Annotated in this window: 24 protein-coding genes; 16 read left to right on the top strand and 8 right to left on the bottom strand. The window is 35.4% G+C overall.

Features of this window, described 5'->3' with window-relative positions; genetic code table 11:
- Nucleotides 1–16: 16 nt before the first annotated feature.
- Nucleotides 17–646, bottom strand: coding sequence for a LysE family translocator (locus CRO00_RS12740; protein WP_097074058.1), 630 nt, complete (start codon nt 644–646; stop codon nt 17–19).
- An 88-nt stretch (nt 647–734) separates the two neighbouring features.
- Here CRO00_RS12740 and CRO00_RS12745 point away from each other — a divergent pair, with 88 nt between their 5' ends.
- Together CRO00_RS12745 and CRO00_RS12750 are read left to right on the top strand one after the other, a co-directional pair.
- Nucleotides 735–1,418 (top strand): hypothetical protein, encoded by a 684-nt coding sequence (locus CRO00_RS12745; RefSeq protein ID WP_097074059.1) that lies wholly within the window; start codon nt 735–737, stop codon nt 1,416–1,418.
- 399 nt (nt 1,419–1,817) lie between these two features.
- Nucleotides 1,818–2,255: a hypothetical protein gene (locus CRO00_RS12750; protein WP_237658415.1), complete on the top strand. Its 438-nt coding sequence runs from the start codon at nt 1,818–1,820 to the stop codon at nt 2,253–2,255.
- A gap of 17 nt (nt 2,256–2,272) precedes the next feature.
- On the opposite strand, the gene CRO00_RS12755 is transcribed toward CRO00_RS12750, so the two are convergent.
- The 4 genes from CRO00_RS12755 to CRO00_RS12765 are packed head-to-tail and all read right to left on the bottom strand — an operon-like array spanning nt 2,273 to nt 4,111.
- Nucleotides 2,273–3,052, bottom strand: a complete 780-nt coding sequence (locus CRO00_RS12755; protein ID WP_097074061.1) for a PhzF family phenazine biosynthesis protein — start codon at nt 3,050–3,052, stop codon at nt 2,273–2,275.
- Nucleotides 3,049–3,204, bottom strand: a complete 156-nt coding sequence (locus CRO00_RS20185; RefSeq protein WP_161946686.1) for a hypothetical protein — start codon at nt 3,202–3,204, stop codon at nt 3,049–3,051. Before CRO00_RS20185 ends, CRO00_RS12755 begins: the two co-directional genes overlap by 4 nt.
- A gap of 23 nt (nt 3,205–3,227) precedes the next feature.
- A complete protein-coding gene (locus tag CRO00_RS12760; RefSeq protein WP_141396972.1) occupies nt 3,228–3,734 on the bottom strand; it encodes a hypothetical protein in 507 nt (168 codons plus the stop codon).
- A 5-nt stretch (nt 3,735–3,739) separates the two neighbouring features.
- Entirely contained in the window at nt 3,740–4,111 is a 372-nt protein-coding gene (locus tag CRO00_RS12765; RefSeq protein ID WP_097074063.1) for an FmdB family zinc ribbon protein, read from the bottom strand.
- A gap of 73 nt (nt 4,112–4,184) precedes the next feature.
- Here CRO00_RS12765 and CRO00_RS12770 point away from each other — a divergent pair, with 73 nt between their 5' ends.
- Nucleotides 4,185–4,730, top strand: coding sequence for a hypothetical protein (locus CRO00_RS12770; protein WP_097074064.1), 546 nt, complete (start codon nt 4,185–4,187; stop codon nt 4,728–4,730).
- A 163-nt stretch (nt 4,731–4,893) separates the two neighbouring features.
- Here the strand turns inward: CRO00_RS12770 and CRO00_RS12775 are convergent, their stop codons facing one another.
- Entirely contained in the window at nt 4,894–6,174 is a 1,281-nt protein-coding gene (locus CRO00_RS12775; protein ID WP_097074065.1) for an MFS transporter, read from the bottom strand.
- Between the two features lie 351 nt (nt 6,175–6,525).
- On the opposite strand from CRO00_RS12775, the gene CRO00_RS20190 reads away from it, so the two are divergent.
- Nucleotides 6,526–6,906 carry a hypothetical protein gene (locus tag CRO00_RS20190; protein WP_161946687.1) on the top strand — a complete coding sequence of 127 codons (381 nt, stop codon included), beginning with the start codon at nt 6,526–6,528 and terminating at the stop codon, nt 6,904–6,906.
- A gap of 38 nt (nt 6,907–6,944) precedes the next feature.
- Here the strand turns inward: CRO00_RS20190 and CRO00_RS12785 are convergent, their stop codons facing one another.
- Complete coding sequence (locus CRO00_RS12785) at nt 6,945–7,559, bottom strand: LysE family translocator (RefSeq protein ID WP_097074067.1); 615 nt, start codon at nt 7,557–7,559, stop codon at nt 6,945–6,947.
- A gap of 125 nt (nt 7,560–7,684) precedes the next feature.
- On the opposite strand from CRO00_RS12785, the gene CRO00_RS12790 reads away from it, so the two are divergent.
- From CRO00_RS12790 to CRO00_RS12810, 5 genes are all read left to right on the top strand, one after another.
- Complete coding sequence (locus tag CRO00_RS12790) at nt 7,685–8,230, top strand: helix-turn-helix domain-containing protein (protein ID WP_097074068.1); 546 nt, start codon at nt 7,685–7,687, stop codon at nt 8,228–8,230.
- A gap of 12 nt (nt 8,231–8,242) precedes the next feature.
- Nucleotides 8,243–8,755, top strand: coding sequence for a DUF6141 family protein (locus tag CRO00_RS12795; RefSeq protein WP_097074069.1), 513 nt, complete (start codon nt 8,243–8,245; stop codon nt 8,753–8,755).
- Between the two features lie 22 nt (nt 8,756–8,777).
- Nucleotides 8,778–9,233 carry a DUF4240 domain-containing protein gene (locus tag CRO00_RS12800; RefSeq protein ID WP_202615674.1) on the top strand — a complete coding sequence of 152 codons (456 nt, stop codon included), beginning with the start codon at nt 8,778–8,780 and terminating at the stop codon, nt 9,231–9,233.
- A gap of 288 nt (nt 9,234–9,521) precedes the next feature.
- Nucleotides 9,522–10,136, top strand: coding sequence for a 4Fe-4S single cluster domain-containing protein (locus CRO00_RS12805; protein ID WP_161946688.1), 615 nt, complete (start codon nt 9,522–9,524; stop codon nt 10,134–10,136).
- A 34-nt stretch (nt 10,137–10,170) separates the two neighbouring features.
- Nucleotides 10,171–11,058 carry a coiled-coil domain-containing protein gene (locus CRO00_RS12810; protein WP_097074071.1) on the top strand — a complete coding sequence of 296 codons (888 nt, stop codon included), beginning with the start codon at nt 10,171–10,173 and terminating at the stop codon, nt 11,056–11,058.
- 19 nt (nt 11,059–11,077) lie between these two features.
- Here the strand turns inward: CRO00_RS12810 and CRO00_RS12815 are convergent, their stop codons facing one another.
- Nucleotides 11,078–11,626 carry a hypothetical protein gene (locus CRO00_RS12815; RefSeq protein WP_097074072.1) on the bottom strand — a complete coding sequence of 183 codons (549 nt, stop codon included), beginning with the start codon at nt 11,624–11,626 and terminating at the stop codon, nt 11,078–11,080.
- A gap of 121 nt (nt 11,627–11,747) precedes the next feature.
- On the opposite strand from CRO00_RS12815, the gene CRO00_RS12820 reads away from it, so the two are divergent.
- From CRO00_RS12820 to CRO00_RS12850, 7 genes are all read left to right on the top strand, one after another.
- Complete coding sequence (locus tag CRO00_RS12820) at nt 11,748–13,679, top strand: AAA family ATPase (protein WP_097074073.1); 1,932 nt, start codon at nt 11,748–11,750, stop codon at nt 13,677–13,679.
- Nucleotides 13,672–14,421, top strand: coding sequence for a PP2C family protein-serine/threonine phosphatase (locus CRO00_RS12825; RefSeq protein WP_097074074.1), 750 nt, complete (start codon nt 13,672–13,674; stop codon nt 14,419–14,421). Before CRO00_RS12820 ends, CRO00_RS12825 begins: the two co-directional genes overlap by 8 nt.
- Before the next feature lie 13 nt (nt 14,422–14,434).
- Complete coding sequence (locus CRO00_RS12830; RefSeq protein ID WP_097074075.1) at nt 14,435–15,733, top strand: SH3 domain-containing protein; 1,299 nt, start codon at nt 14,435–14,437, stop codon at nt 15,731–15,733.
- A 24-nt stretch (nt 15,734–15,757) separates the two neighbouring features.
- Nucleotides 15,758–17,398 (top strand): protein kinase domain-containing protein, encoded by a 1,641-nt coding sequence (locus CRO00_RS12835; protein ID WP_097074076.1) that lies wholly within the window; start codon nt 15,758–15,760, stop codon nt 17,396–17,398.
- Nucleotides 17,399–17,409: 11 nt separating this feature from the next.
- Nucleotides 17,410–18,789 (top strand): hypothetical protein, encoded by a 1,380-nt coding sequence (locus CRO00_RS12840; protein WP_097074077.1) that lies wholly within the window; start codon nt 17,410–17,412, stop codon nt 18,787–18,789.
- Between the two features lie 19 nt (nt 18,790–18,808).
- On the top strand, nt 18,809–19,303 hold the full coding sequence (locus CRO00_RS12845; RefSeq protein ID WP_097074078.1) for an FHA domain-containing protein: 495 nt from the start codon (nt 18,809–18,811) through the stop codon (nt 19,301–19,303).
- Between the two features lie 132 nt (nt 19,304–19,435).
- Nucleotides 19,436–21,586: an ATP-dependent helicase gene (locus CRO00_RS12850; RefSeq protein WP_097074079.1), complete on the top strand. Its 2,151-nt coding sequence runs from the start codon at nt 19,436–19,438 to the stop codon at nt 21,584–21,586.
- Nucleotides 21,587–21,618 lie beyond the last annotated feature (32 nt).

A 21,618-nucleotide genomic window follows, 5' to 3' on the forward strand; every position in this document is an offset into this window, starting at 1 on the left:
TCAGACGACTCCTTTTTTAATGAAGTAATTGTTTAACATCCACGAAAAACTCATATATGAAATAACAAGCAAATCCTAATAATATAATTCCAGCAATAATCGATGTCCATTTAATCATTTGGCGATTCATTACTTTTCGCGTTAATGAAATGATCGTTAACAATCCAATATCGTGTAACAAAATGCCTGATAATATACCGAGTGCTACGATCAAAAATTGATTGGAACTGGAATAAGAATCTGCTAAAACTGTCCCAAAAACTGAAATCCAAAAAACTAAGTTCCCGGGTGAAACTGCAACGAATAGACCATTTCGATAAGTTGAAAAAAATGATTTATTCACTTTCTCACCTGCTAAAGCAATATCATGATCTGCATTTTTTATCGAATCTATTGCCAATAAAATTAAAAAAACGGCCCCAATTATCCATAATGGCAATTGAATATAGGGCAATGCTAAAAATTGAGCCAATCCAAAGTATAGAGCAATCACGAGCAGTAAATCGATGGTCATGCCGCCAAGTCCAACCGCCCAGCCATGTAAAAAGCCATTTTTCAACCCTTGTTTTGTCATCTCAATCGTAATTGCACCCACAGGCATTGCAATCGAAAGTCCCACTAAGGTGTAAGCAAAATATAAACTCATTGGTACACTACTTTCTAAAGAAAATCTTTTCTTGCGTCCGTTTAAAGTGTATTTTATCATGAATTAAAATGAAAGTTGGTGGAAACATTTGGAGAATGAAAAAGGAAGCAAACTGCAAATACAACATTATGTAAACCATCAAACAAAAGAAATGAATAATGCGATTATAATGAGTTCACCATCTTTATTAACCTTTCTAGATAAAGAACTCCAGATTACATGGTATTCACCATTAGAAGAGAACAACCACAAAGAATATCGAAATGAATTTTTAACGCTATTTGAGGATTGGAAAGATAAAAGAAGTATTCTAGAAACATTTTGGACTAGACAAGGACCGCAGTGGGATGGTTTCGCTGTCGTGCAAGGAAAGAACAATCAAAAAGGACTATTACTCGTTGAAGCAAAAGCCCATGTAAACGAAATGAAATCAAAAAGTAAAGCAGTAGATGGCAAAAGTAAAATGTTAATCGAAAGTACATTAGAAGAAGTAAAACAAATCTTTAATTCACATGCATCGTTGGACATTTGGCTCAATCAATATTATCAATTAGCAAATCGTTTAGCATATTTGTATATTTTAAATGAAAAGTTGGGGATTCCTACGTGGTTAATTTTATGTAACTTTGTGGAGGATAGGTCGTATAAACCAACTACTTTGGATGAGTGGTTAAAGCATTACCAAGAAGTCTATAGTAAAATGGATATTCATAGGAATACTTCATTGTTTAATCAAATCATAACGATATATCCAAAAGGGGCAGCAAAGTGAAGCCAAAAAATAAAGATTTTAACCTCAATGGAAAATTGGCCGACTAATTAGAAACGTATTTTGCCTCGATTAAATGAAGAGCATTTGTAACTTTTACCCACCGAACGCGTTAAACTTACCAAGAACGTTTACTTGGGGGAGAAGAGATGTTAAAACTATTAGATAGAACTTTCATGATTTTATGTTGCTTTCTTTTGTTGTTTTTTGTATGGGCATTTTTAAAAGTGGGTGGCTATATCTTTTTGTTATTTATTAGCGAACTCCAAAAGTTATAGTGGGAATACAATAATATAGACGACTTTTTTATACAATCGAAAACTTAGAACCATTTAAAATCGCGTTGAACTTAAAACCGATAGCATTCGAAATTGAACGTTCTAGTGCAGGATGGTGAATATGATGAGTAAAACTTTCACAGGGGTTATTTTCGGACTTATTATTGCTTTCGTTTCTGCATGGTTATTTATGCAAATCGCACAATTTATTGCTGGGGGAATTACTTCCTTCTGGGGTGAAAGCTGGCTGTTTTATGCTGTCATCATCCCATGTACGCTGACGTTTGCATTTCTAGGTGGCTATTTCTATAAAAAAGAAGAGGTAACAAATAAAAAACTATGGCTAATTAGTCTATTAAGTGCATTTTTCATCACTTTATTTAGTGGCACAATCGGCGCAATTTTGGGTGAATCAATTGTAAGAGGTGGAATGGAAACAATCAATATTGAGGGTACTCTCGTTTGGGGGACAATTTATGCGTTCGTATTCCTTCCATTTACTACAGCTTTTGCGCGGTTGATTATCGGTGGATTTTATTCCTTCATTAAAACGAAAAAATAGCTTGGTTAAACGCCAAGCTACTCTATGTTTATATCTCCAATTAAATATAAAGCTGCTTTACCAGCCATTTTTACCCGAGTGTCTTCCTGCTTACAATAAAGGGTGCCACCTCTACTTGAAACTTGTCTTGCAATCAATGCATTTTTATTTAACTCTTTAGCCCATAACGGCACTAAACCGCAGTGAGCAGAACCACAAACAGGATCCTCATTTACTTTTAACTTTGGGAAAAAGGCTCTTGATACAAAATCATATTCTTTTCCTTTAGCCGTTACAATCACCCCAAGTCCCTCAGGCAACTCAGTTAGTTTTGCAAAATCAGGATTTAAATTTTTTACTGTTTCTTCTGAATCTAACACAAATAATAAATCACGATTTAAATAAGCATCATTCGGTGTGGCTCCCAAAGCATCAATCATTTGTTGGGTAACAGAGACTTCATTTAACGGAGCAGCTGGGAAATCAAGCTCATACAAATCTTCTTTTCGATCAACTGTAAGGATTCCACTCATTGTATCAAATTGAATGGTTTTCAATTGTGTTTCAACATAATTTATAATAACAAAAGCTGTTGCGAGAGTTGCATGACCACAAAGATTAATTTCTCCTCCAGGTGTAAACCATCTTAATCTATAGTTCTCGCCATCTTTAACTGCAAATGCCGTTTCAGAAAGGTTATTCTCAATTGTAATCTTTTGCATAACGTCTTCAGCAATCCATTCATCTAACACACAAACCCCAGCAGGATTCCCTTCAAACACTTTATCTGCAAAAGCGTCAACTACGTAATACTTCATTTTTTAGCACCTCGTATATCAATTAAAATTCCAACAATTAATCCTAACAAAATATTTGTAATTAAAATAGGATTAATAGGATTTATCGTATTGATTAAAATAAATGTTAAAATACCAGCACCAGCTGCAAATAGTAATGCATTATAGGACATCATTTTTCCTCCATATATACTGTTTAAAACGCTTCTTGGTTGCCGCGAATATAATGACTAATTTTAGTAATAGTAGCATCGGAAAGCTCGCTGAACTGAAAATACAAAGAGTTAATCGATTCAGATAGCTCAAAATCTTGATCTAGGTCCTCACGTTTAACAGCAAATGCCTCTAAAGTATTGGGACAATGATGTTTCTGAAGCACTTTTTCCGTTTCTTGAATTAGTAAATACATAGAGTCATCCTCAAAATACTGTAATCCAAGTTTTATTGCAGACCAGATTTTCGGCTGTGCCATAAAATAAGCACTCCACCAATAAAATTCGGTTTGTGATTCAATTGCATGATCGTAATACATATGAAAAGTAAACAACGCCTTTTGCCCAGTTGTAAGTTCTGCATAAAAGCGCTCTTTTACCATTGCACTATTTTCTTTCGCCATTTTCTTTTTATACTCCATAATCAGTGGGGTAAAACACGCATCAAAAATGCCGTGATCGTCTAAAGATTCAATATCATGTCTTTTCATTGGAACTAATCCCATAACAAAAGTGCTGAAGTTTCCAATTTTTCACTTCCGCAAGCAGGACATTTCGGCTGTGCATCGGATGTGAAAGTACCCCCACAATCACATTGGAAATCAAATTGTTTAAATTCATGTTTTCTAGCTTCAGATGCAGACTTCACAATGGATAACTTCTCTTCTCTCGATAATACACGTCCATTACCCTCATTTCGCTGTGCCAAGATTAAAAGATAATCGGCATTTGCCTTTTGAGAATAGGCGTATCTTCTCGATTTTCCGCATCCATCACAAAAATGAACAAAACTCGACTTACCCCGACCTTTAAAAAAATGAAATTGATGATCACAATGCATGCAAGTTGCATTCGTTCCAGTACCCATCTGTTACCCCCTAATTTTACGATTTTAACAAAGTTAGATATAATTGGATTATAACACGGGGGATGATTTGAACATGAGAAAAATAAGTGTAGTAATGGCCCTTTTATTGATTGCATGTGGAGCCTTTTACTTTCTTGAAGGATACCGGTTCACACCCTTTGCAGCTGCAAAGGCAAACGGATTTGTCACAGATGATTATGAACTGGTGGAGAAAATCGAGGAGGACTCAATATTCTACTTATTTAAAAGCGATGAAAAACAAGAATATCGAACGGTTCATGTTAAACAAAACGCCCAAACATACTATAGTTATGCATCTACATTCATTCCATATGGTGAGGATAACCTGCAAACAATTGGTGGAATGAGTATTCGTTATGAAGATGAAAAAGCAACTCTTTTTGTACTTCTATCTAAAGATGAGGCAATCGATTCAATTGTTGTTCACACGGAGTTTGGCGATGAAAAGAAAAAAATTTTGAAGGATAAACCACTATATTTTCTGTTCCCTTATAGTCAACAAATCGACCATATAAACGCAACAGCCTTTGATAAAAACGGAAATGAACTCTATTACTACAAAGATGTGGATCAAAATTTAAAATGGCAAGAAATCTAGGAGGTTTTGTATGAAAATAGAACAGAAAGACGACAAAGTAATATGGAAAGAATCCGCATGTAGTGACCCACATTGCGACTACTGCTCAGGTCGGCCAGAAAAACCACTGCCCACTAAATAAATGAAAAGTGCAAAACTAACTTACGAGTTTGCACTTTTATTATTAGACGGTATTTGTATGAGTTTTGAAGGACCAAATCATAACAGCTATCATGATGAGAGCTAAAATGCCTCCAATAATTGATAAGGTTGCATAACTAGAATATCCCACAATGACTCCTGATATTGCACCTCCACTAGCTCCGAACAGTGCTAACCAAACATCAACAGAACCTTGAGTTTTTGCTCGTGTCGAAGGATGGGTAGAATCGATAATAAGCGTCGTCCCACTAATTAATCCAAAGTTCCAGCCTAGTCCAAGAAGAATTAAAGCAAGGATTAGAAAAACCATGGAGTCTCCTGGTCCAAAAGCAGCAATACAAGCCGAAAGAACGAGCGTCACGCCAGCTGCAATCGCCATGACTTTACGACCCACTTTATCAATTAATGGCCCTGTTACAAGGGAAGGTAAATACATCGCACCAATATGAAATCCTATTACTAATCCCACTTCTCTTAATCCATGCCCATGATGCTCCATGTGAATGGGGGTCATCGTCATTATGGTAACCATAACAAACTGCGTTAACACCATCACACTTGCTCCTAAGATAACACCTTTTTTATTGTTTGCAGTAGTTTCGCCTTTGTTGGATTCATTTTTTTCCTTTTCCATTGCTACAGCCGCAGCTACCAGTAAAGGATCGGGACGCAAGAATATTAACAGAATCACTCCGGCAATGAGAAATGCAGCCGCTCCCAAAATAAAAGGACCTGCTAATTTTGGAACACCAATTGATGTTGCGAAATTACCCATCACGTCCACCAAATTTGGGCCAGCAACAGCACCAAAAGTAGTGAAAACCATCGCCATACTTATTGCCGTTCCACGCTGCTTAGCAGATGCTAAGTCCGTGCCCGCATATCGTGCCTGTAAATTCGTAGCCGTTCCTGCACCATATAGAAGTAAAGAGAGAAAGAATAACAGGATGCTATTTATTAAAGTAGCCAAAATGACACCAATCGCGCCAAGGCCTCCTGTGAGAAAACCTGCTGCAAGGCCAAATCGTCGGCCGAAACGTTGTGACATGCGACCGACAATGAGGGCAGCTGCCGCAGAACCTAATGTGAGAAGGGCAACCGGAAGTCCTCCTACACTATCGGTTCCAAGCATATCTTGTGCAATGAGAGCGCCAACCGTAATACCAGCAGCAAGTCCTGCACCGCCGAAAATTTGCGACAAAATCACAATGAACAGCGTCTTTTTATAAAGCTGTTGTTGTTTTTCTGGTGAATCAATATACGCTTGTAGCCATAACGGATGTGCCTGATCCTTAGTCGCCATACATAATCCCCTTTGTTGATATATTAAAAAACTATTTATCGGGATATTCTACCAAATTAACACATTTATTCATAGTATTTTAGATTTCTGCACCGGAAAATCAATACGGCAGTTGAAATGGGTGAAGCTTATGTGGGAATGGATATCTCTAGTTTAAGTTGGCACAAGCCAAAACTGTCTTCATACCGGCGATGAATACAAAATTCGAAGGAAACACCCGGTTTGGATCAGTAACTGGCCATCTTCTAATCTTGTTTTTCTATTATTAGCGCGAATTTTCCTATTAATTCAGGATTTTCTATAAACTAGCGGATTTTTTCTATTAATGCATCAAAAATTTCTATTATCTCAGTGAAATTTTCTATTATTAGTACGAAAAATTCGATTAATGTGGGGCTTTCTATTAACTCACAGATTTTTTCTATTAATGCATCAAAAATTTCTATTATCTCAGTGAAATTTTCTATTATTAGTACGAAAAATTCTATTAATATGGGAGTTTCTATTAACTTACTTATTTTTTCTATTATTGCATCAAATTTTTCTATTATCTCTGCAAAATTTTCTATTATTAGTACGAAAAATTCTATTAATATGGGAGTTTCTATTAACTTACTTATTTTTTCTATTATTGCATCAAATTTTTCTATTATCTCTGCAAAATTTTCTATTATTAGTACGAAAATTTCTATTAATGTAGGATTTTCTATTAACTCTTATTTTTTCTATTAATGCATCAAAAATTTCTATTATCTCAGTGAAATTTTCTATTATTTATCCATTGCCAGCTTTAACCCAAACCCAATTAAAACGAGCCCCGTTGCTTTATCCATCACCCTTTGTACTTTTGGAGACATTAGCCATTCCCGTAAAAAGTTAATGAAAAATACATAGATGAAAAACCAAGAAATAGAAAGAAGTGTATAAATAACGCCCATCATAATGAGTTGTTCCGTCGCATTTTCTCCTGCTTTCACAAACTGAGGTAAAAATGTTAAGAAAAACATGGCAACTTTTGGATTAAGTACATTTGATAAGAGACCTTGTTTAAACGCCGATTTTTTTATGTCGAAATGGGTTTCATCTTCATCGTTTACCGTTTTCTTCTTTCTTGAGATGAATGAAGAAACCCCGAGATAGATCAAGTAAATGGCACCAACATATTTAACAATTTCAAACGCAACAGCTGATTTCATTAAAATTGCTGAAAGTCCAAATGCAGCGGCAAATGTATGCACTAAGGAGCCAGTTGTAATCCCAAGAGCCATTTGATACCCATCTTTTCTCCCGTCCGAAATCGTTCGTTTTGTAATCAGTGCCGTGTCAATTCCGGGGCTCATCACAACAAATAACGATAACAACAGAAACGTAACGAATTCGTTCAAGCTTAACCACTCCTGACTTGTAAAAAATCATCTTTTAAAATATCATTTAACATATGTTAAATACAGTTTAACAAAAGGTGCGTCAAATGTTAATTCAAATAATTATTTTTAAGGAGCATTCCGTGATGGAGAATATAGATATTGGCAAAAAGGTTGAACAGTTCCGAAAAGCTAAAGGTTGGAGTAGTAGAGAATTAGCGAAAATAGCCGACATTACTCCTTCCATGTTGAGTCAAATTGAACGCGGATTAGCTAACCCATCCATACAAACTTTAAAGGTTCTAGCAAAAGCGCTTGATGTTCCGACTTTTAGTTTTTTACTTGAAGAAGCGAATACGGAAGAATTAGTTGTAAGATCAAATCAACGCAAAAAAATGATGATTGATAACTTAACGTATGAGTTATTATCACCTAATTTCACCGGAACGTTGGCAACAGCTATTATGAAGGTTCCCCCAAATGGTTCGTCGTCTGAAAAACTATTGGAACATAAAGGGGAAGAGGTTGCTTATGTTCTAGAAGGGAAAATTAAAGTTTATTTAAGTAATGAAGAATATATTCTAGAAACGGGTGATAGTGTCAAAATCCCGCCGTATATGAAGCATAAATGGGAAAATAACTTTAGTGAACATGCTGTGATTTTGTTCTCGGTGACACCATCCATTTTTTGAGGAGGCGATGATATGGGAGGACAAGAGAACGTTATATATCGTGAAGTTCAGCGGCCACGGCAAATTTGGATTTGGATATTAATTTTATTAATTGCAGCACTCTTTTGGTATTGTTTCATAAAACAAATCATCTTCAAAATTCCAGTAGGCAATAATCCAGCTCCGAATTTCGTAATGGTTATTCTTTGGATGATGTTCGGTATTGTATTTCCACTTTGCTTGCTATACTTCATGAAACTAATCATAGAAGTGCGAACTGATGGTCTTTACATCCGTTATGTGCCGTTTCAAATCCATTATAAAAAGTTTATGGTTTCTGACATGGCTAGCTTCACGTCCATCACATACCGACCAATTGCCCAATTCGGAGGTTTAGGCATACGTTTGAATATGAATGGTGAAACTGCCTATATTATGAATGGAAACCGAGGAGTAAAATTACAATTAACAAACAAACGTGTCATTGTAGTTGGGACAGAACAACCTCATGAGTTAGTGAATGCATTAAATTCAATTCGCAGCTGAGAAATCATTTGGAGGAATTCTTATGAGTATGGACGAAAATGAGTTTTGGAAAATAATTGATCTGTTTGAGTGGAAACATACTGGGAATGATAAGAAAGTATTGAAAAAAGCGATCCGATATTTATCTAAAAAGTCGGATGAAGACATTTTTACATTTGATGATATTTTATCCAAAATGTTGTATGACTTAGATGGTAAGGAATATGCGAAAAATATTGGGGAAGATTCCTATGTGGACGAGGAAACCTACTTCTCGGTAGATGGATTTTTATATTCAAGATGTGTAGTGGTTGCAAATGGAAAAGAATTTTACTACGAAGTGCTAAACAACCCACAATCGATGCCAAAAGATATGGAATTCGAATCCCTACTCTATCTAGCTTCAGAAGCATTTGAGATGACACATGACGAAGAATATGACTATGTACCAAAATTTGATTATGAAACATATAGTAATCAAACTCAATGGGTGGATTAACCATGAAAATCCTCTTTCGTAAAATCAATTTACGAAAGGGGATTTTTGTTCTTATGGAGGACAATTTTCATAGAACTATTACAGTATTTGGTATTTTAATATAAAGGTGGTGTATAATGAGAGTAGTGAAAAAGTAATATTTCGCTCAATTTTTCTTAATATTAGGAATATTTATACTACCTAGTTGCAATATATAAACTTTTAAGTTATAAATTACCTATAATATATGATTAAAGTACTAGTTAGTAAGTTTGTTAGGTTAGATCTTAATCTTAAGGGGTGGTTTTCTTGCAAATTGAAAGAATATTTTTCCCATTAGAAACGTTAGGCTATGGAAAACGAATCGGCATTTGGACGATTGGTTGCCCACATGCATGTTTCAATTGTTCTAATCCTGAGCTGTGGGATGAAAACAAAAGTAAGGATTTACCACTTTCCTATATATATCAAATGTTAAGGGCTATCAAGGACCCTATTGACGGCGTGACGATCTCTGGGGGAGAACCATTTAAACAAGTGGAAGAGTTAAGTGAGATAATTCGATTTATTGTAACGAATATCACTGACGATATTTTGGTTTATTCAGGTTACACATTGAAGCAGCTCAAAAACTGGGAAAGTCCTCACGTGGAGTACATCCTAAGTAACATCGCGGCATTGGTAGACGGTAAATATGTGGAGGAAAAAAATGATAACAGTCCCCTCAAAGGATCTAGTAATCAAGAAATCCATATTTTAAACAAAAAGTATCGAGGTCGTTACGAGAAACTGTTAATGGGAAACCGGCAAGCTCAGACAGTTGCTGTTCAAGATAACGTGTTGGCCTTTGGAATTCCATTAAAAAACACGAAGAAAACCTTACATCAACAACTCCCAAACTACGGGATTCATATGGGGGAGTAGCTAGTAACAACAATTTAGTTGGAGGGGGATTGTATTGTCGAATCTTCTTGGCATCTTATCCGGTTTTATACCTGGAACAATTATATATTTTATTTGCTTTTTCTTTGGAATTAAAGCGCAATTCACCGATGACGACACACTAACATTGATTTTATCTACGTCTTCCGTATCCCTAGTCCTCTTGTTATTTATAATCGATAACGGCAATGGGATTCTAACATTTTTACGAGGAACCGTAATTTCGTTTTCTTATCATGCTGTTTTTTGGTATTTTACGGTAAATCATTACAATTATCATAACGCTTGGGAGGCTGTTGGGGTAGGGTTTGTTAGTTCAGCAATCTATCTCGTAATCATTCTCTTCATTGGTTTTCTGTTTCGAAAGTTTAATATTTCCCGACTATCTACTTACATACAACGGGTGAAACAGGAAAAAGATCAAACGAAATTGGAAAAAGAGATAAGTTGGTTAAATAATAAAGCGAATAAAATATTAAACGAAATGAATAGTACCCTATCACATTTGGATAAAAGTTTTACAAAAACGCCATCTGACTCACGAAATCTATTATTTTTATTATCATCTGTATCCACAGCTGACCACCTTATAAACTTAGGGCAACAAAACGTAAAGAAATCCGAAGATACGACGTTAAAAAACCTTAATCAGTTAATTTCTAGTATTAAAGAGTTAAAAGACGTAACAAATAAAGTGAAATTATATCAAAATATCAACGCAATCAAAGGACAGATTGCTGAGCTAGAAAGAACCGTTTTGCATCTAGATAGGTGCATAAAGAAACAGGACAAAAAATTAATCGACATTTTTAATCAAGAAGATGAAAGATTGCTTTTTATTGACCAGGTAAAAATCGAATATCGAAATTTAGTGAACCAATTAAACAATAAAATACTCCCTTAGATAATAGGGAGTATTGTGATTATGGTCTAAATACTAATTTATTTCGAATCTGTAAATCTAAAAAAATGCCGCCAATGATAGATAACATCAAGATGGAACTATAGCTCATCATAATGGACGTGATGATGGTTGATGAATTAATAAAGTTGAAGAATTCTCCAATTTGATCTCTTGAAACAATCATTATGAACAAGAGCAAATAATAAATAGTCCAAGTTACCGTTAATGCGTAAGTTGTTAAGTGAGCAAACATACAAATGAGGGTGATTACGCCAATTACAACGTACAACAAAATGTGGGTACTATTTGTATATAAAAGACTAATATTGTCGAGAGGAATTAAACTTTTAAAGTGCCCTATGAAATAGTAAGTTGTACCAAAATAAGCTAAAAACCCACTAAAACCGCGCCCTTTGCTGTTTCGTTTGCTGTTATAAATAAAGATTATCGTCGCAAGCGGCAAAATGTAATCAATGAGTTGTACGTTTCCGTTTTTCCAACCACCATAAACTCCCATTAAAGCAATGACGATTAAAAAGTAATCGATACGATTGAATACTTTTATCAAGATCTATTACCTTCTTTCTCATTTTTAATATAAAATAATAGTTAAATACTACCAGAAGTTTACTAAGATGTTGAAGCTTTTTTCATGGTCTTGTCTAATATTTTAATAGAGGTGACTCATTATGACGAATCAGCAAACAATCCAACCTGTAAATCCACAACTAAAACCTAGTGCGTGGGAATTAGAGCTCGAACGATTTAAATCGATTAAAACAACTTTTATTTTAGAAGGAAATATTTTTGATCTTCACACATACTCAGTGGAACAAGAAGGAAATGTAACTTCTATGATTATTCCATTAGATTACTATCTATATCAATATTTATTAAATCATGGGTATGAAACGATCATTTATTACAATCACATTGATGGTTTTCATAATGAATATAATCAAGACCATTTAAAACAGTTTCTTCAGTTAGCGAAAGGAAAAGAAGTAGCGAGTAACCCTCAACAACCGAATGCACAACCCACTTCAGTAGAACGCAATGAAAAAACACGAAAAGTTTCAATTGATAAGGCAACGGAAATGATTCGAGAAGCAATCGATACGAGCAATCACCCAATTGGCGTCATTCTAAATTTATCATCACGCTATGTAACGTCACCTGAAGAATTAAACGATGAAGAAAGACAATTTTACTCACGTTTATTTTTAGCCACTCAAAACCGTCGTCAATACCGTATTGAAAGCACAAATCAATATGTGAATAGTTTAATGTTCTTTATTTCAAATAAAGCAAATGATATTCCTGCATGGTTTTACTTAGATAACCCTTATGTAAAAACATTGCATATTCCAAAACCGGACCGCAAGACGAGAGCTCGCTTTATTGAAAGCCAATTTCGTGGTTTTGTTGGGTGGAAAGAAGTAACGCCTGACGAGCAAGTAAAGTTAAAACAACAGTTTATTGACTTAACAGAAGGGTTTACGAATATTGAATTAAACGGCTTGAGAGTTCTTTGTCAGCAGGAAAAAATTCATATTCGAAAAATTGCAGAAGCTATTCGACTATATAAACATGGGGTAAAAGAAAGCCTTTGGGAAGAGGTAGGGACAGAAAAGCTGAAAAACGCTGAACAAGTGATTGAAGATCGAGTAAAAGGACAAAAAGCAGCTGTTACGCAAACGTTAGATACGTTAAAACGTGCGGTTAGTGGTTTATCGGGACTACAGCATTCAAGTAATTCCAGTAAACCTAAAGGAATCTTATTTTTAGCAGGCCCTACTGGAACTGGGAAAACGGAACTTGCAAAAACCATTGCACATCTCTTATTTGGTGATGAGTCGTACTGTCAACGCTTTGATATGAGTGAATATCAACAAAGTCACGCCGATCAAAAGCTGCTTGGAGCCCCTCCAGGATATGTTGGCTATGAATCAGGTGGACAACTGACAAATGCAGTGAAAGAAAACCCGTTTTCAGTCTTATTATTCGATGAAATTGAAAAAGCCCATCCATCAATACTCGATAAATTTCTTCAAATTTTAGAAGATGGTCGAATGACAGATGGCCAAGGAGAGACGGTTTATTTTTCGGAAACGTTAATTATTTTTACGAGTAACTTAGGGATTTATACAAACGACGCTTCTGGAAATCGAATCGCGAACGTAACACCTGACATGCCTTATGGTGAGATGCGGGAAAAAATATTAAAAGCGATCAAAAATTATTTCCAACTAGAGCTTGGTCGCCCTGAAATTCTAAATCGTATTGGCGATAATATCGTCATTTTTGATTATATCCGAGAAGACGTGGCGCAAATGATTTTAGATAAGCAACTGAATAAAATCTCTCAATCACTGAAAGAGCAGAAGAATATGGATGTTTCTCTTTCTGCATCTGCGAGAGAGTTTTTATCCCAAAAAGCATTAGGAAACTTAGAAAATGGCGGTCGAGGCATTGGAAATATTGTAGAATCCATGTTCATTAACCCATTATCTCGTTATTTATACGACTTTGATGTGAAATCTAACTCACATTTAACAGTTCAACAAATCTCTCAGGATGAAGGAATTGTCCAAATGGAATGTGAGGTAGAACATGTATAAAATTTATGGATTAACGGATATAGGAAACGTCAGAACTTTAAATGAGGACGGTTTTGTCATTAATGATGTGCTCATCGATGAAGGGGATTACTTTACGGATGAGGACGCTAACTTTTTAACCGTTGTATGTGACGGAATGGGTGGCGAAAGCAGTGGCGAAGTAGCAAGCTTCTTAACATTAAAAGCCTTTGCCACTACAGAAAACATTCAAAGTAAAGAGGATATTAAGCACTTAATTGAACAAACGATTCAAGAAGACATTCTTCGACATATTGAAAAAAATCCTCAGACAAAAGGCATGGGAACGACGATTGCAGGGGTATTGTGCAGAGAACACAAAATTACCATTTTCCATGTTGGTGATAGTCGTGTTTATCGATTCCGCGACGATTTTATTAGACAAATGACAAAAGATCATAGCTTAGTACAAACCTTATATGATAGCGGGCAAATTTCCTTTGAAGAAAAACGAACGCATCCGGATAGAAACATTTTGCTCCGCTCACTTGGGCAAAAGAACGTTAAAGTCGAATTTTTAGAATTACCAAGCTTAACAGAAGTCGGCGATGTGTATCTATTATGTACGGACGGATTAACTGAGTATGTTTCCGAAGATGAGCTTGAGAGGTTTCTACGCGAGTCAAAGCCAGTTGATCAATTGGCTCAAGAATTAGTACAGTTAGCAATTGACCGGGGCGGTGCAGACAACATTACCGTTATCCTCATTAAACGTGAAGAATAAGGAGGGTAAGTCTATGGCTTTAAATAAAGATACAGAAAATATGATTTTGTTATTGTCCGGGTTGAACACAGGGCAACAAAAAGTGAATGACATCTATATTAATCAAATAAAACAAACAGAAGAATATAAAGCACTTCATAATCTGAATGAATATGAATTTATTACGAAACGAGCTAAAGATTTAAAAACCAATATTAAAGGGATCAACATTGAGAGGAGCACGATATCCGAAATTCAAGCAGAACATCTAAGTCTAATGAACGCTCATAATGATATTCAAGACCTTTTACAAGAATCAATGGTGAAACTTAGTCAAAATAATTACCATATTGATGTGATTTTAAAATCAAAATTAAAAGAGTTGAAGAATTCCAACATTGACTTATATACAAAGGTCAAAATTATTATGAACGCCAATACAAACAGTGCAGCAGAAGCTTTTCGAAAGTATATTCAAACAAATGCGCGTCAGGAAATTATTCGAGAATATCTAAAAATCTGCACGCCTGATTTGAATGCGAAAGACAACAAAAGAGCCCAAATGTTTACGTGGGGTGGAGCAATAATAGGGGCAGTTGTTTTTATGATTGCTCTACTATTTTTATTGCCGGTTTCAACAAATATCGAATACGGTATTATTGGCGCTTCACTAATTCTATTTATTCTCGGTTTGTTTAATACTCATTGGTCACTGCGCTTTTATACCGTAGCACTCTTAGCGGCTTACATGCTCTTTTTTATTGGTGCAAGCTTCCTACAAGACTTTGGGCGTTTACCAGAAACCTTTGATTCGATAGCGTTACGCACCTTACATCTATATGGTCTTCTTGCGTTTTTTGGTGCACTTGTTGGGATGCATGTGGGAAACAAACTCAATTTTATCCCTTCCAATTACTCCTTTCGTTTCCCGAAGTTCTTTAAATACTTAGAAAAAAGGCTCACGTTTCTAACAATAGCTTTTAGTCTTTTCGGATTTATTTGGACCCATGCCTTTTTTGACAAAGTAACCGTTTTTCAATCGATTGCTGCAGCAGTTGAAACGTTCAACGATGAAAAAACAATAAGTACTACTGCAGAAAAAGAAAGTAAGGATAAATTTATTGGAAAAGTAACCGTTACTTCACAATATGCCAACGTTAGAACTAAACCGACAGTCGTAGATGAAACAATTTTTGGACAAGTAACAAAAGGCACGGTACTTAAGTTTTATGCTCAAAAAGAAGTAAGTGGTAGTATATGGTATCACATATTACATGAAGAGTCCGGAAAGAAGTTGTGGATTAGTGAAATCGCTGTTCAGAAAACGCAATAACACGACGGAAAGGTGAGGGAATTTTTGAACCAAATACCAAAACCAACGATGAAAATGCCAGAAAATCAAAATAAAACAGTAGTTATGCAAGAGGCCGCAAAAACAGAAAAAATGAATACTGTTGGACAAGCAACAGAAGTGATGAATGCTTCAAACACATCTACAAATAGTCAAAATGCCAGTTTTATTCCGGTTGGTGAAGTCATTGCGGACCGCTTTAAAACGATCGAAATATTAACCTACAACACTGGTGAAGCAACACTATATATTTGTGAAGACAATGAGCAAAATGTGGTGGCAAAAGTCTACCATGACAACATCAAGCCGAAAGATAAAGTAAGTGAAAACATTCGTTCCATTCAATCAAAATATGTAATTCCGACATTAGAACATGGAGTTCATGAACGGACGAATCGTTATTTTGAAATAATGCCTTACTATAGCAACGGAGACCTTTCGACTAGAAAAGATTTTACAACTGATTTTATTTTAAATGTGGTGGCAACGTCAGTTAACGAAGGCTTATATGCAATTCATCAAGCAGGGGTCGTTCATCGTGATATCAAACCGAACAATATTTTCTTTGGTCACGATTCTACCTTTGTCGTACTAGGGGATTTCGGCATTAGTTCCTATTTAGAAAATGGAACGGTGATGAACACAGGTAATTCCAATCGAACAGATGGATACGCGGCACCGGAAGTTTATAATCAGTTCATTTGTAAGGAAAATGATTACTATTCTTTCGGGATCATGTTACTCGAATTGGCATTAGAGGAACATCCATTTAAAGGCTTCACGAGTGAACAAATTATGAAAGTCACATTAATGGATTCGGTCACGATACCAAATCACATACCACCACGCCTTTCCCAATTAATAAAGGGTCTTACGCGTAAAGACCGAACAATTCGTTGGGGTTATGATGAAGTAAAAAGATGGTTAAACGGTGAAAATGTCAATGTAGCGGAAGAAACGAATACAAGAAATGTTCGCCCATATCGTTTCGGTGGCAAAGATATTTATACGTTAAATGACTTGGCCTTAAACTTTGCAAACAACTGGACAGAAGGGAAAAAGCATTTGTACCGCGGATTAGTTCAAGATTTTGTTAAACAGTTCGGGGAAGACTATGCGCTTCAAGTAATAGAATGTGAAGAAATTCGTGATCAAGATACAGGACTTTTTAATTTAATCAGTGCCCTTCACCAAAATCCGCCACTTTGCTGGAAAGGCTACATTTTTAACGACTTACAACAATTGGGGGCCACTATTAAACAAAATCTTCCAGAAGTAAATTCAGATATCATAGAGCTTCTTGCAAAGGGCAATCTATTAAAATATTTGAAAGCTACTGGGGTCGATCAATCCTCCCCTAATTTTTATTCGGAGATAAAAAATATTTCAAATCGTTCAAGAAGTAATAGTACATTAGCTTATTATTGCCTTGCGTTAACTTTAATTGGCAATTCTGAATTTTTATATGATGGTAAGGTTTTTACGGAGATCGATGCCTTTATCTCATATTTACACGATAAACAAAGCAAGTTTGACCAACATGCAAGTCGGTTGTTAGAAAACCAGTACTTTTTTGCTTGGCTTATTCATTTCGGATTTGAAAACCATATTGAAAAATGGCGTTCGATTCTAACGCAGGGAGAGTAAAGGAGTTAACGATGAGCGGACCAAAATATAGCCAGTTCGAACTAGAAAAAAGAAGGCAGCAACAGCTTGAGCTAGAAAGGCAACGTCGGATTGAAGAAGAGAAGAAGAAAAAGCAACTACAAAGCTCTATCAGTAAAGAACAAGAAAACTTAAAACAGCATGTAGAAGCCATCAACCATTCCATAGACCAGTTAAGTCAACAGGTAAAAGAATATGAGTTAGAGGACCGATTACTTTATAGCAAACTGTTAATACAAAAAGGGAAAACCGATACAAAAATTCGGGATTTTACAATTTCATATGATAAAAACAGTATTCCTCAAATGGAAACTCAATTAAAGAGAATAAAGGATTTCCTAAGCAATTTAAAAAGTGATGACCATACGAAATTAAAAGAATTAGCTAGTCAGATAGAGTCTGAAATTGCTTTATTAAAGGACTTAAAAAAGCGTCAACAAGTGCTCCAAGATTTAAACTCTACGGTCGTTTTGGAGAAGAAAATCTATGATATCTCATCAATTCCCATGATGGTCAAAGAAACCGAAGAAGTAATAGAACCGATGATTGATATTCAGAAAGAAGTGAATCGGGCATATGAAGAATTTGAACCCTTTTTGAAAGAAAAATCAGCTTACTTCTATCATGATGTTGAAAATTTATACGACTCCATTTGTTCCATTGCAAATAATGAAACTTATGATCCTGAATATAAAAAGTCACAAATTGAATTACGACGAAAAACGTTGTTAATGAATAAAGGAAAGTACGAACAAGTTCTCGATTTGTTGGCGCTTGAAAGAGCACAACACGAGGAATTAGTTCATCATTATCAATCGTTATGTGAACTATTAAACGTTGAGGAAAATCCGTTGTATGAGGCAAAAGAACATAAAGAAACATTAAAGGAAGAAATTCAAAGGTTAAATGAACAATATACTGAAAAACAAGAAATCGAATATATCGTTCAAAGCGTTCATGAAGTGATGGAAAAACTTGGTTATGACATTTTAGCAACCGATTATATGGTGAAAAGAAAGAATTCTGTACATCACCACATTTACGAGTTTGGTTTTGAGCAAGCCGTCAATGTATTTGTTTCAGATAACGGCAGTATCCTTTTTGAAGTGACAGGAATCAGTGAAGGGCAATCCGAGATGACGTCACTCGAAAAATTAAAAGTAACTGAAGCTATGGATGCTTTCTGTACCCATTATGTTGAAATTCGGGAAGAGTTAAAAGAAAAAGGCATCTACCTTAAAAATGAAAGTTTAAGCCCTGCAGACGAACGATATGCAAGGAAAATCGATATTAGCAATAAAAAACGGGTGAAACAGCGTCAATCCGGTACGACAGGGAAGCAAAGCAAAAAAATAACGAGACAACTAAATTAATCTATAAAAGGTGATAGAAATGAGAGAAGTTAGAATTTGCGATAGTTGTGGACAGCATAATAATTTAGGATCCTTGTTTTGTGAAAACGCAGATTGCGGGGATGATATTTCTTACTTACCACCTACCATCCTTGGGGGAAATAGAACAAATGACCAGATGGAAGAAGGGCAGTTTGAATCACAGCCTGTCAGAACAGCAACAAAAACAATTAGAATGACGGGAATCCGCCTTGTCAACACAGCGAGTGGCTATGAAATCTCCATCCCGCTAGAAGGTGGCATTATAGGGCGTTCTGGAACAATCCAACCCGACCATTTTCAAAATAGTCAATTTGTTAGCAACGAACATGCAAGAATTCAATTAACAGCAACTGGCTATACAATTGAAGATCTAGACAGTACGAATGGAACGAAAATAAACGGCATGAAGATTCCTAGTGGTCAACAATATCCCATTCCCACAGGTACTAGAATTACAGTAGCGAATTTAGAATATCTAGTAGATAATAACTAAGGAGAAACAAGATAATCAAAATTTCCACAAAGGGGATTGATTATCTTGTTCTTTTTTCGATTCATTGTTGCAACAAAATATATGATAGTATAATGTTAATCGACTTTTTTCATTTAAAAGGGGTTATTCGAAATGCAATTCGGGGATTTTTTCACGAAAAAGAAAAATGAATTAGGCGTAACACTCAATGAGGTACAAAAAGAAGCAGTATTAACAAATGAGGGACCGCTCCTTTTACTCGCTTCACCTGGGTCGGGAAAAACGACGACCATCATTATGAAGATTGGCTATTTAATCGAAGTACTAGGTGTTCATCCGTCAAGAATTAAAGCCGTTACGTTTAGTAGAGCATCGGCCAAGGATATGGAAGAGCGATTTCAACGATTTTTCCCGGACCTCCCTCTAGTCGACTTTTCTACAATCCATAGCTTAGCTTATCAAGTGGTTCGTGAATATTTCGCAAAGCAACGAATAGAGTATCAACTAATCGAAGGAAATAATGAAGGGTACAATAAGAAAATCATTTTGCGGGATATTTATAAAGCTATTAATCATGAACCAATTACAGAAGACCAATTAGAGGAATTAATCACCTTTATTAGTTACATCAAAAATAAATTAATACCTGAAAATGAATGGAGCTCTATTTCCATTAGCATTCCGAAAAAGGAACAAATCGTCAAACGCTATGAACAGTTTAAAACGAATGGTTCTCCTAAATTGTTACTCGATTTTGATGACATGCTGATTATCGCCAACCAAGTGTTAGAAAACAACAAAGACATTTTAAGAAGGTACCAAGAACGATACGATTACATTCTCACTGATGAAAGTCAAGATACATCATTAGTGCAACATTTCATTATTGAAAAACTCGTACAACAACATCAAAACTTATGTGTCGTTGCAGATGAAGACCAATCCATTTACAGTTGGCGAGGAGCAGAACCTCAATATTTATTAGACTTTAAAAAGATTTACCCTAATGCAAAAATTTTAATGATGGTTCAAAACTACCGCTCTTCTAAAGACATTGTGGAAGTAGCAAACACCTTCATTAAACAAAATAAAAAACGATATAACAAAAACATGTTTACGGAAAACCCATCCCATGAACGAATCAAAATCAAATCATTAAAAGATTATCAAGTTCAAGCAACTTACTTAATCAACCAAATTTCAACTATCGATAATCTTCAAGATGTCGCGATTTTATATCGAAATAATAGTTCGTCTATTTTATTAATCGATGCTTTTGATAAAGCAAACATTCCATTCTATATGAAAGATGTGGACAACCGTTTCTTTCATCACTGGGTCGTTGAAGATATTAAAAATTTTATGCGCCTATCTTATAATACGAGCCGTGTCGATGTATTTGAAAGAATTTATTCGAAATTTAACGGATATTTCAAATTGTCTCAAATGGAACAATTAAAAAAAGTACAAAACAATGAATCGGTTTTTGATAATCTCTTATCTTCTGTAAAGTTAGAAGACTATCAAAATAAGAAGATTGTCCATTTTAAAAAAACTTACGATCGTATGCACGATGCTTCACCAAAACGCGTTCTTCAAATGATTCGAGATGACCTAGGCTTTGAACGTGTACTTGAATATCGCAGTGAGAAGTTCGGATATAATTTAAACAATTTAATCGAATTATTAAACACGTTAGAACAGATTGCTGACTCTACAACGACAATGGTGGAGTTTGTAAACCGTCTAAATCATTTGGATTCATTAATGAAAACATCAAAATTCAATAAAGGGAAAAATGCAGTTACTTTTTCAACGTTACATAGCTCGAAAGGTTTAGAGTTTCAAACCGTTTATATGATTGATTTAATCGATGGAATCATCCCCTCCCATACAAAAGATGAAGATGAAGGTGGAGAAGAAGAAAGAGAAGAAGAGGTTCGCCTTTTCTATGTTGGCATGACAAGAGCCATTGCCCACTTAGAATTAATCTCTTACGCAAGGAAATTTCATGCACCTGTAAAAAAATCAGAATTTATCGACCAGGTTCACCAAATCATGCATCCGAATGATCAAAAGAAACCAATAAAACGAGAGAAGAAAGTGAAAGAACGGCCAGCGAACCCAAATGGAATTAAAGAACGTTCTTTGTTGAAAGTAGGGCTTAAAGTAAAACATATTGTGTTCGGACCAGGCGAAATTGTTTCCTGTGATGATGAATTATTAGAAATTCGTTTTAATAATGGGAAAAAGAAATTTCAAATCGCTACATGCTTAAAACAAGGCTTTCTTGAAATTGAGTAAAACTTGAGTGTCAATCTAATAGGTTGGCACTT

The sequence above is a fragment of the Ureibacillus xyleni genome, from assembly GCF_900217795.1.
Classification (GTDB): domain Bacteria; phylum Bacillota; class Bacilli; order Bacillales_A; family Planococcaceae; genus Ureibacillus; species Ureibacillus xyleni.

Bases quoted from the DNA above. Each gene is read 5' to 3' on its own strand.
- CRO00_RS12740 (WP_097074058.1), bottom strand. From the start codon at position 646: ATGAGTTTATATTTTGCTTACACCTTAGTGGGACTTTCGATTGCAATG.
- CRO00_RS12750 (WP_237658415.1), top strand. From the start codon at position 1,818: ATGAGTAAAACTTTCACAGGGGTTATTTTCGGACTTATTATTGCTTTC.
- CRO00_RS12755 (WP_097074061.1), bottom strand. From the start codon at position 3,052: ATGAAGTATTACGTAGTTGACGCTTTTGCAGATAAAGTGTTTGAAGGG.
- CRO00_RS20185 (WP_161946686.1), bottom strand. From the start codon at position 3,204: ATGTCCTATAATGCATTACTATTTGCAGCTGGTGCTGGTATTTTAACA.
- CRO00_RS12760 (WP_141396972.1), bottom strand. From the start codon at position 3,734: ATGAAAAGACATGATATTGAATCTTTAGACGATCACGGCATTTTTGAT.
- CRO00_RS12765 (WP_097074063.1), bottom strand. From the start codon at position 4,111: ATGGGTACTGGAACGAATGCAACTTGCATGCATTGTGATCATCAATTT.
- CRO00_RS12770 (WP_097074064.1), top strand. From the start codon at position 4,185: ATGAGAAAAATAAGTGTAGTAATGGCCCTTTTATTGATTGCATGTGGA.
- CRO00_RS12775 (WP_097074065.1), bottom strand. From the start codon at position 6,174: ATGGCGACTAAGGATCAGGCACATCCGTTATGGCTACAAGCGTATATT.
- CRO00_RS12790 (WP_097074068.1), top strand. From the start codon at position 7,685: ATGGAGAATATAGATATTGGCAAAAAGGTTGAACAGTTCCGAAAAGCT.
- CRO00_RS12795 (WP_097074069.1), top strand. From the start codon at position 8,243: ATGGGAGGACAAGAGAACGTTATATATCGTGAAGTTCAGCGGCCACGG.
- CRO00_RS12800 (WP_202615674.1), top strand. From the start codon at position 8,778: ATGAGTATGGACGAAAATGAGTTTTGGAAAATAATTGATCTGTTTGAG.
- CRO00_RS12820 (WP_097074073.1), top strand. From the start codon at position 11,748: ATGACGAATCAGCAAACAATCCAACCTGTAAATCCACAACTAAAACCT.
- CRO00_RS12825 (WP_097074074.1), top strand. From the start codon at position 13,672: ATGTATAAAATTTATGGATTAACGGATATAGGAAACGTCAGAACTTTA.
- CRO00_RS12830 (WP_097074075.1), top strand. From the start codon at position 14,435: ATGGCTTTAAATAAAGATACAGAAAATATGATTTTGTTATTGTCCGGG.
- CRO00_RS12840 (WP_097074077.1), top strand. From the start codon at position 17,410: ATGAGCGGACCAAAATATAGCCAGTTCGAACTAGAAAAAAGAAGGCAG.
- CRO00_RS12845 (WP_097074078.1), top strand. From the start codon at position 18,809: ATGAGAGAAGTTAGAATTTGCGATAGTTGTGGACAGCATAATAATTTA.
- CRO00_RS12850 (WP_097074079.1), top strand. From the start codon at position 19,436: ATGCAATTCGGGGATTTTTTCACGAAAAAGAAAAATGAATTAGGCGTA.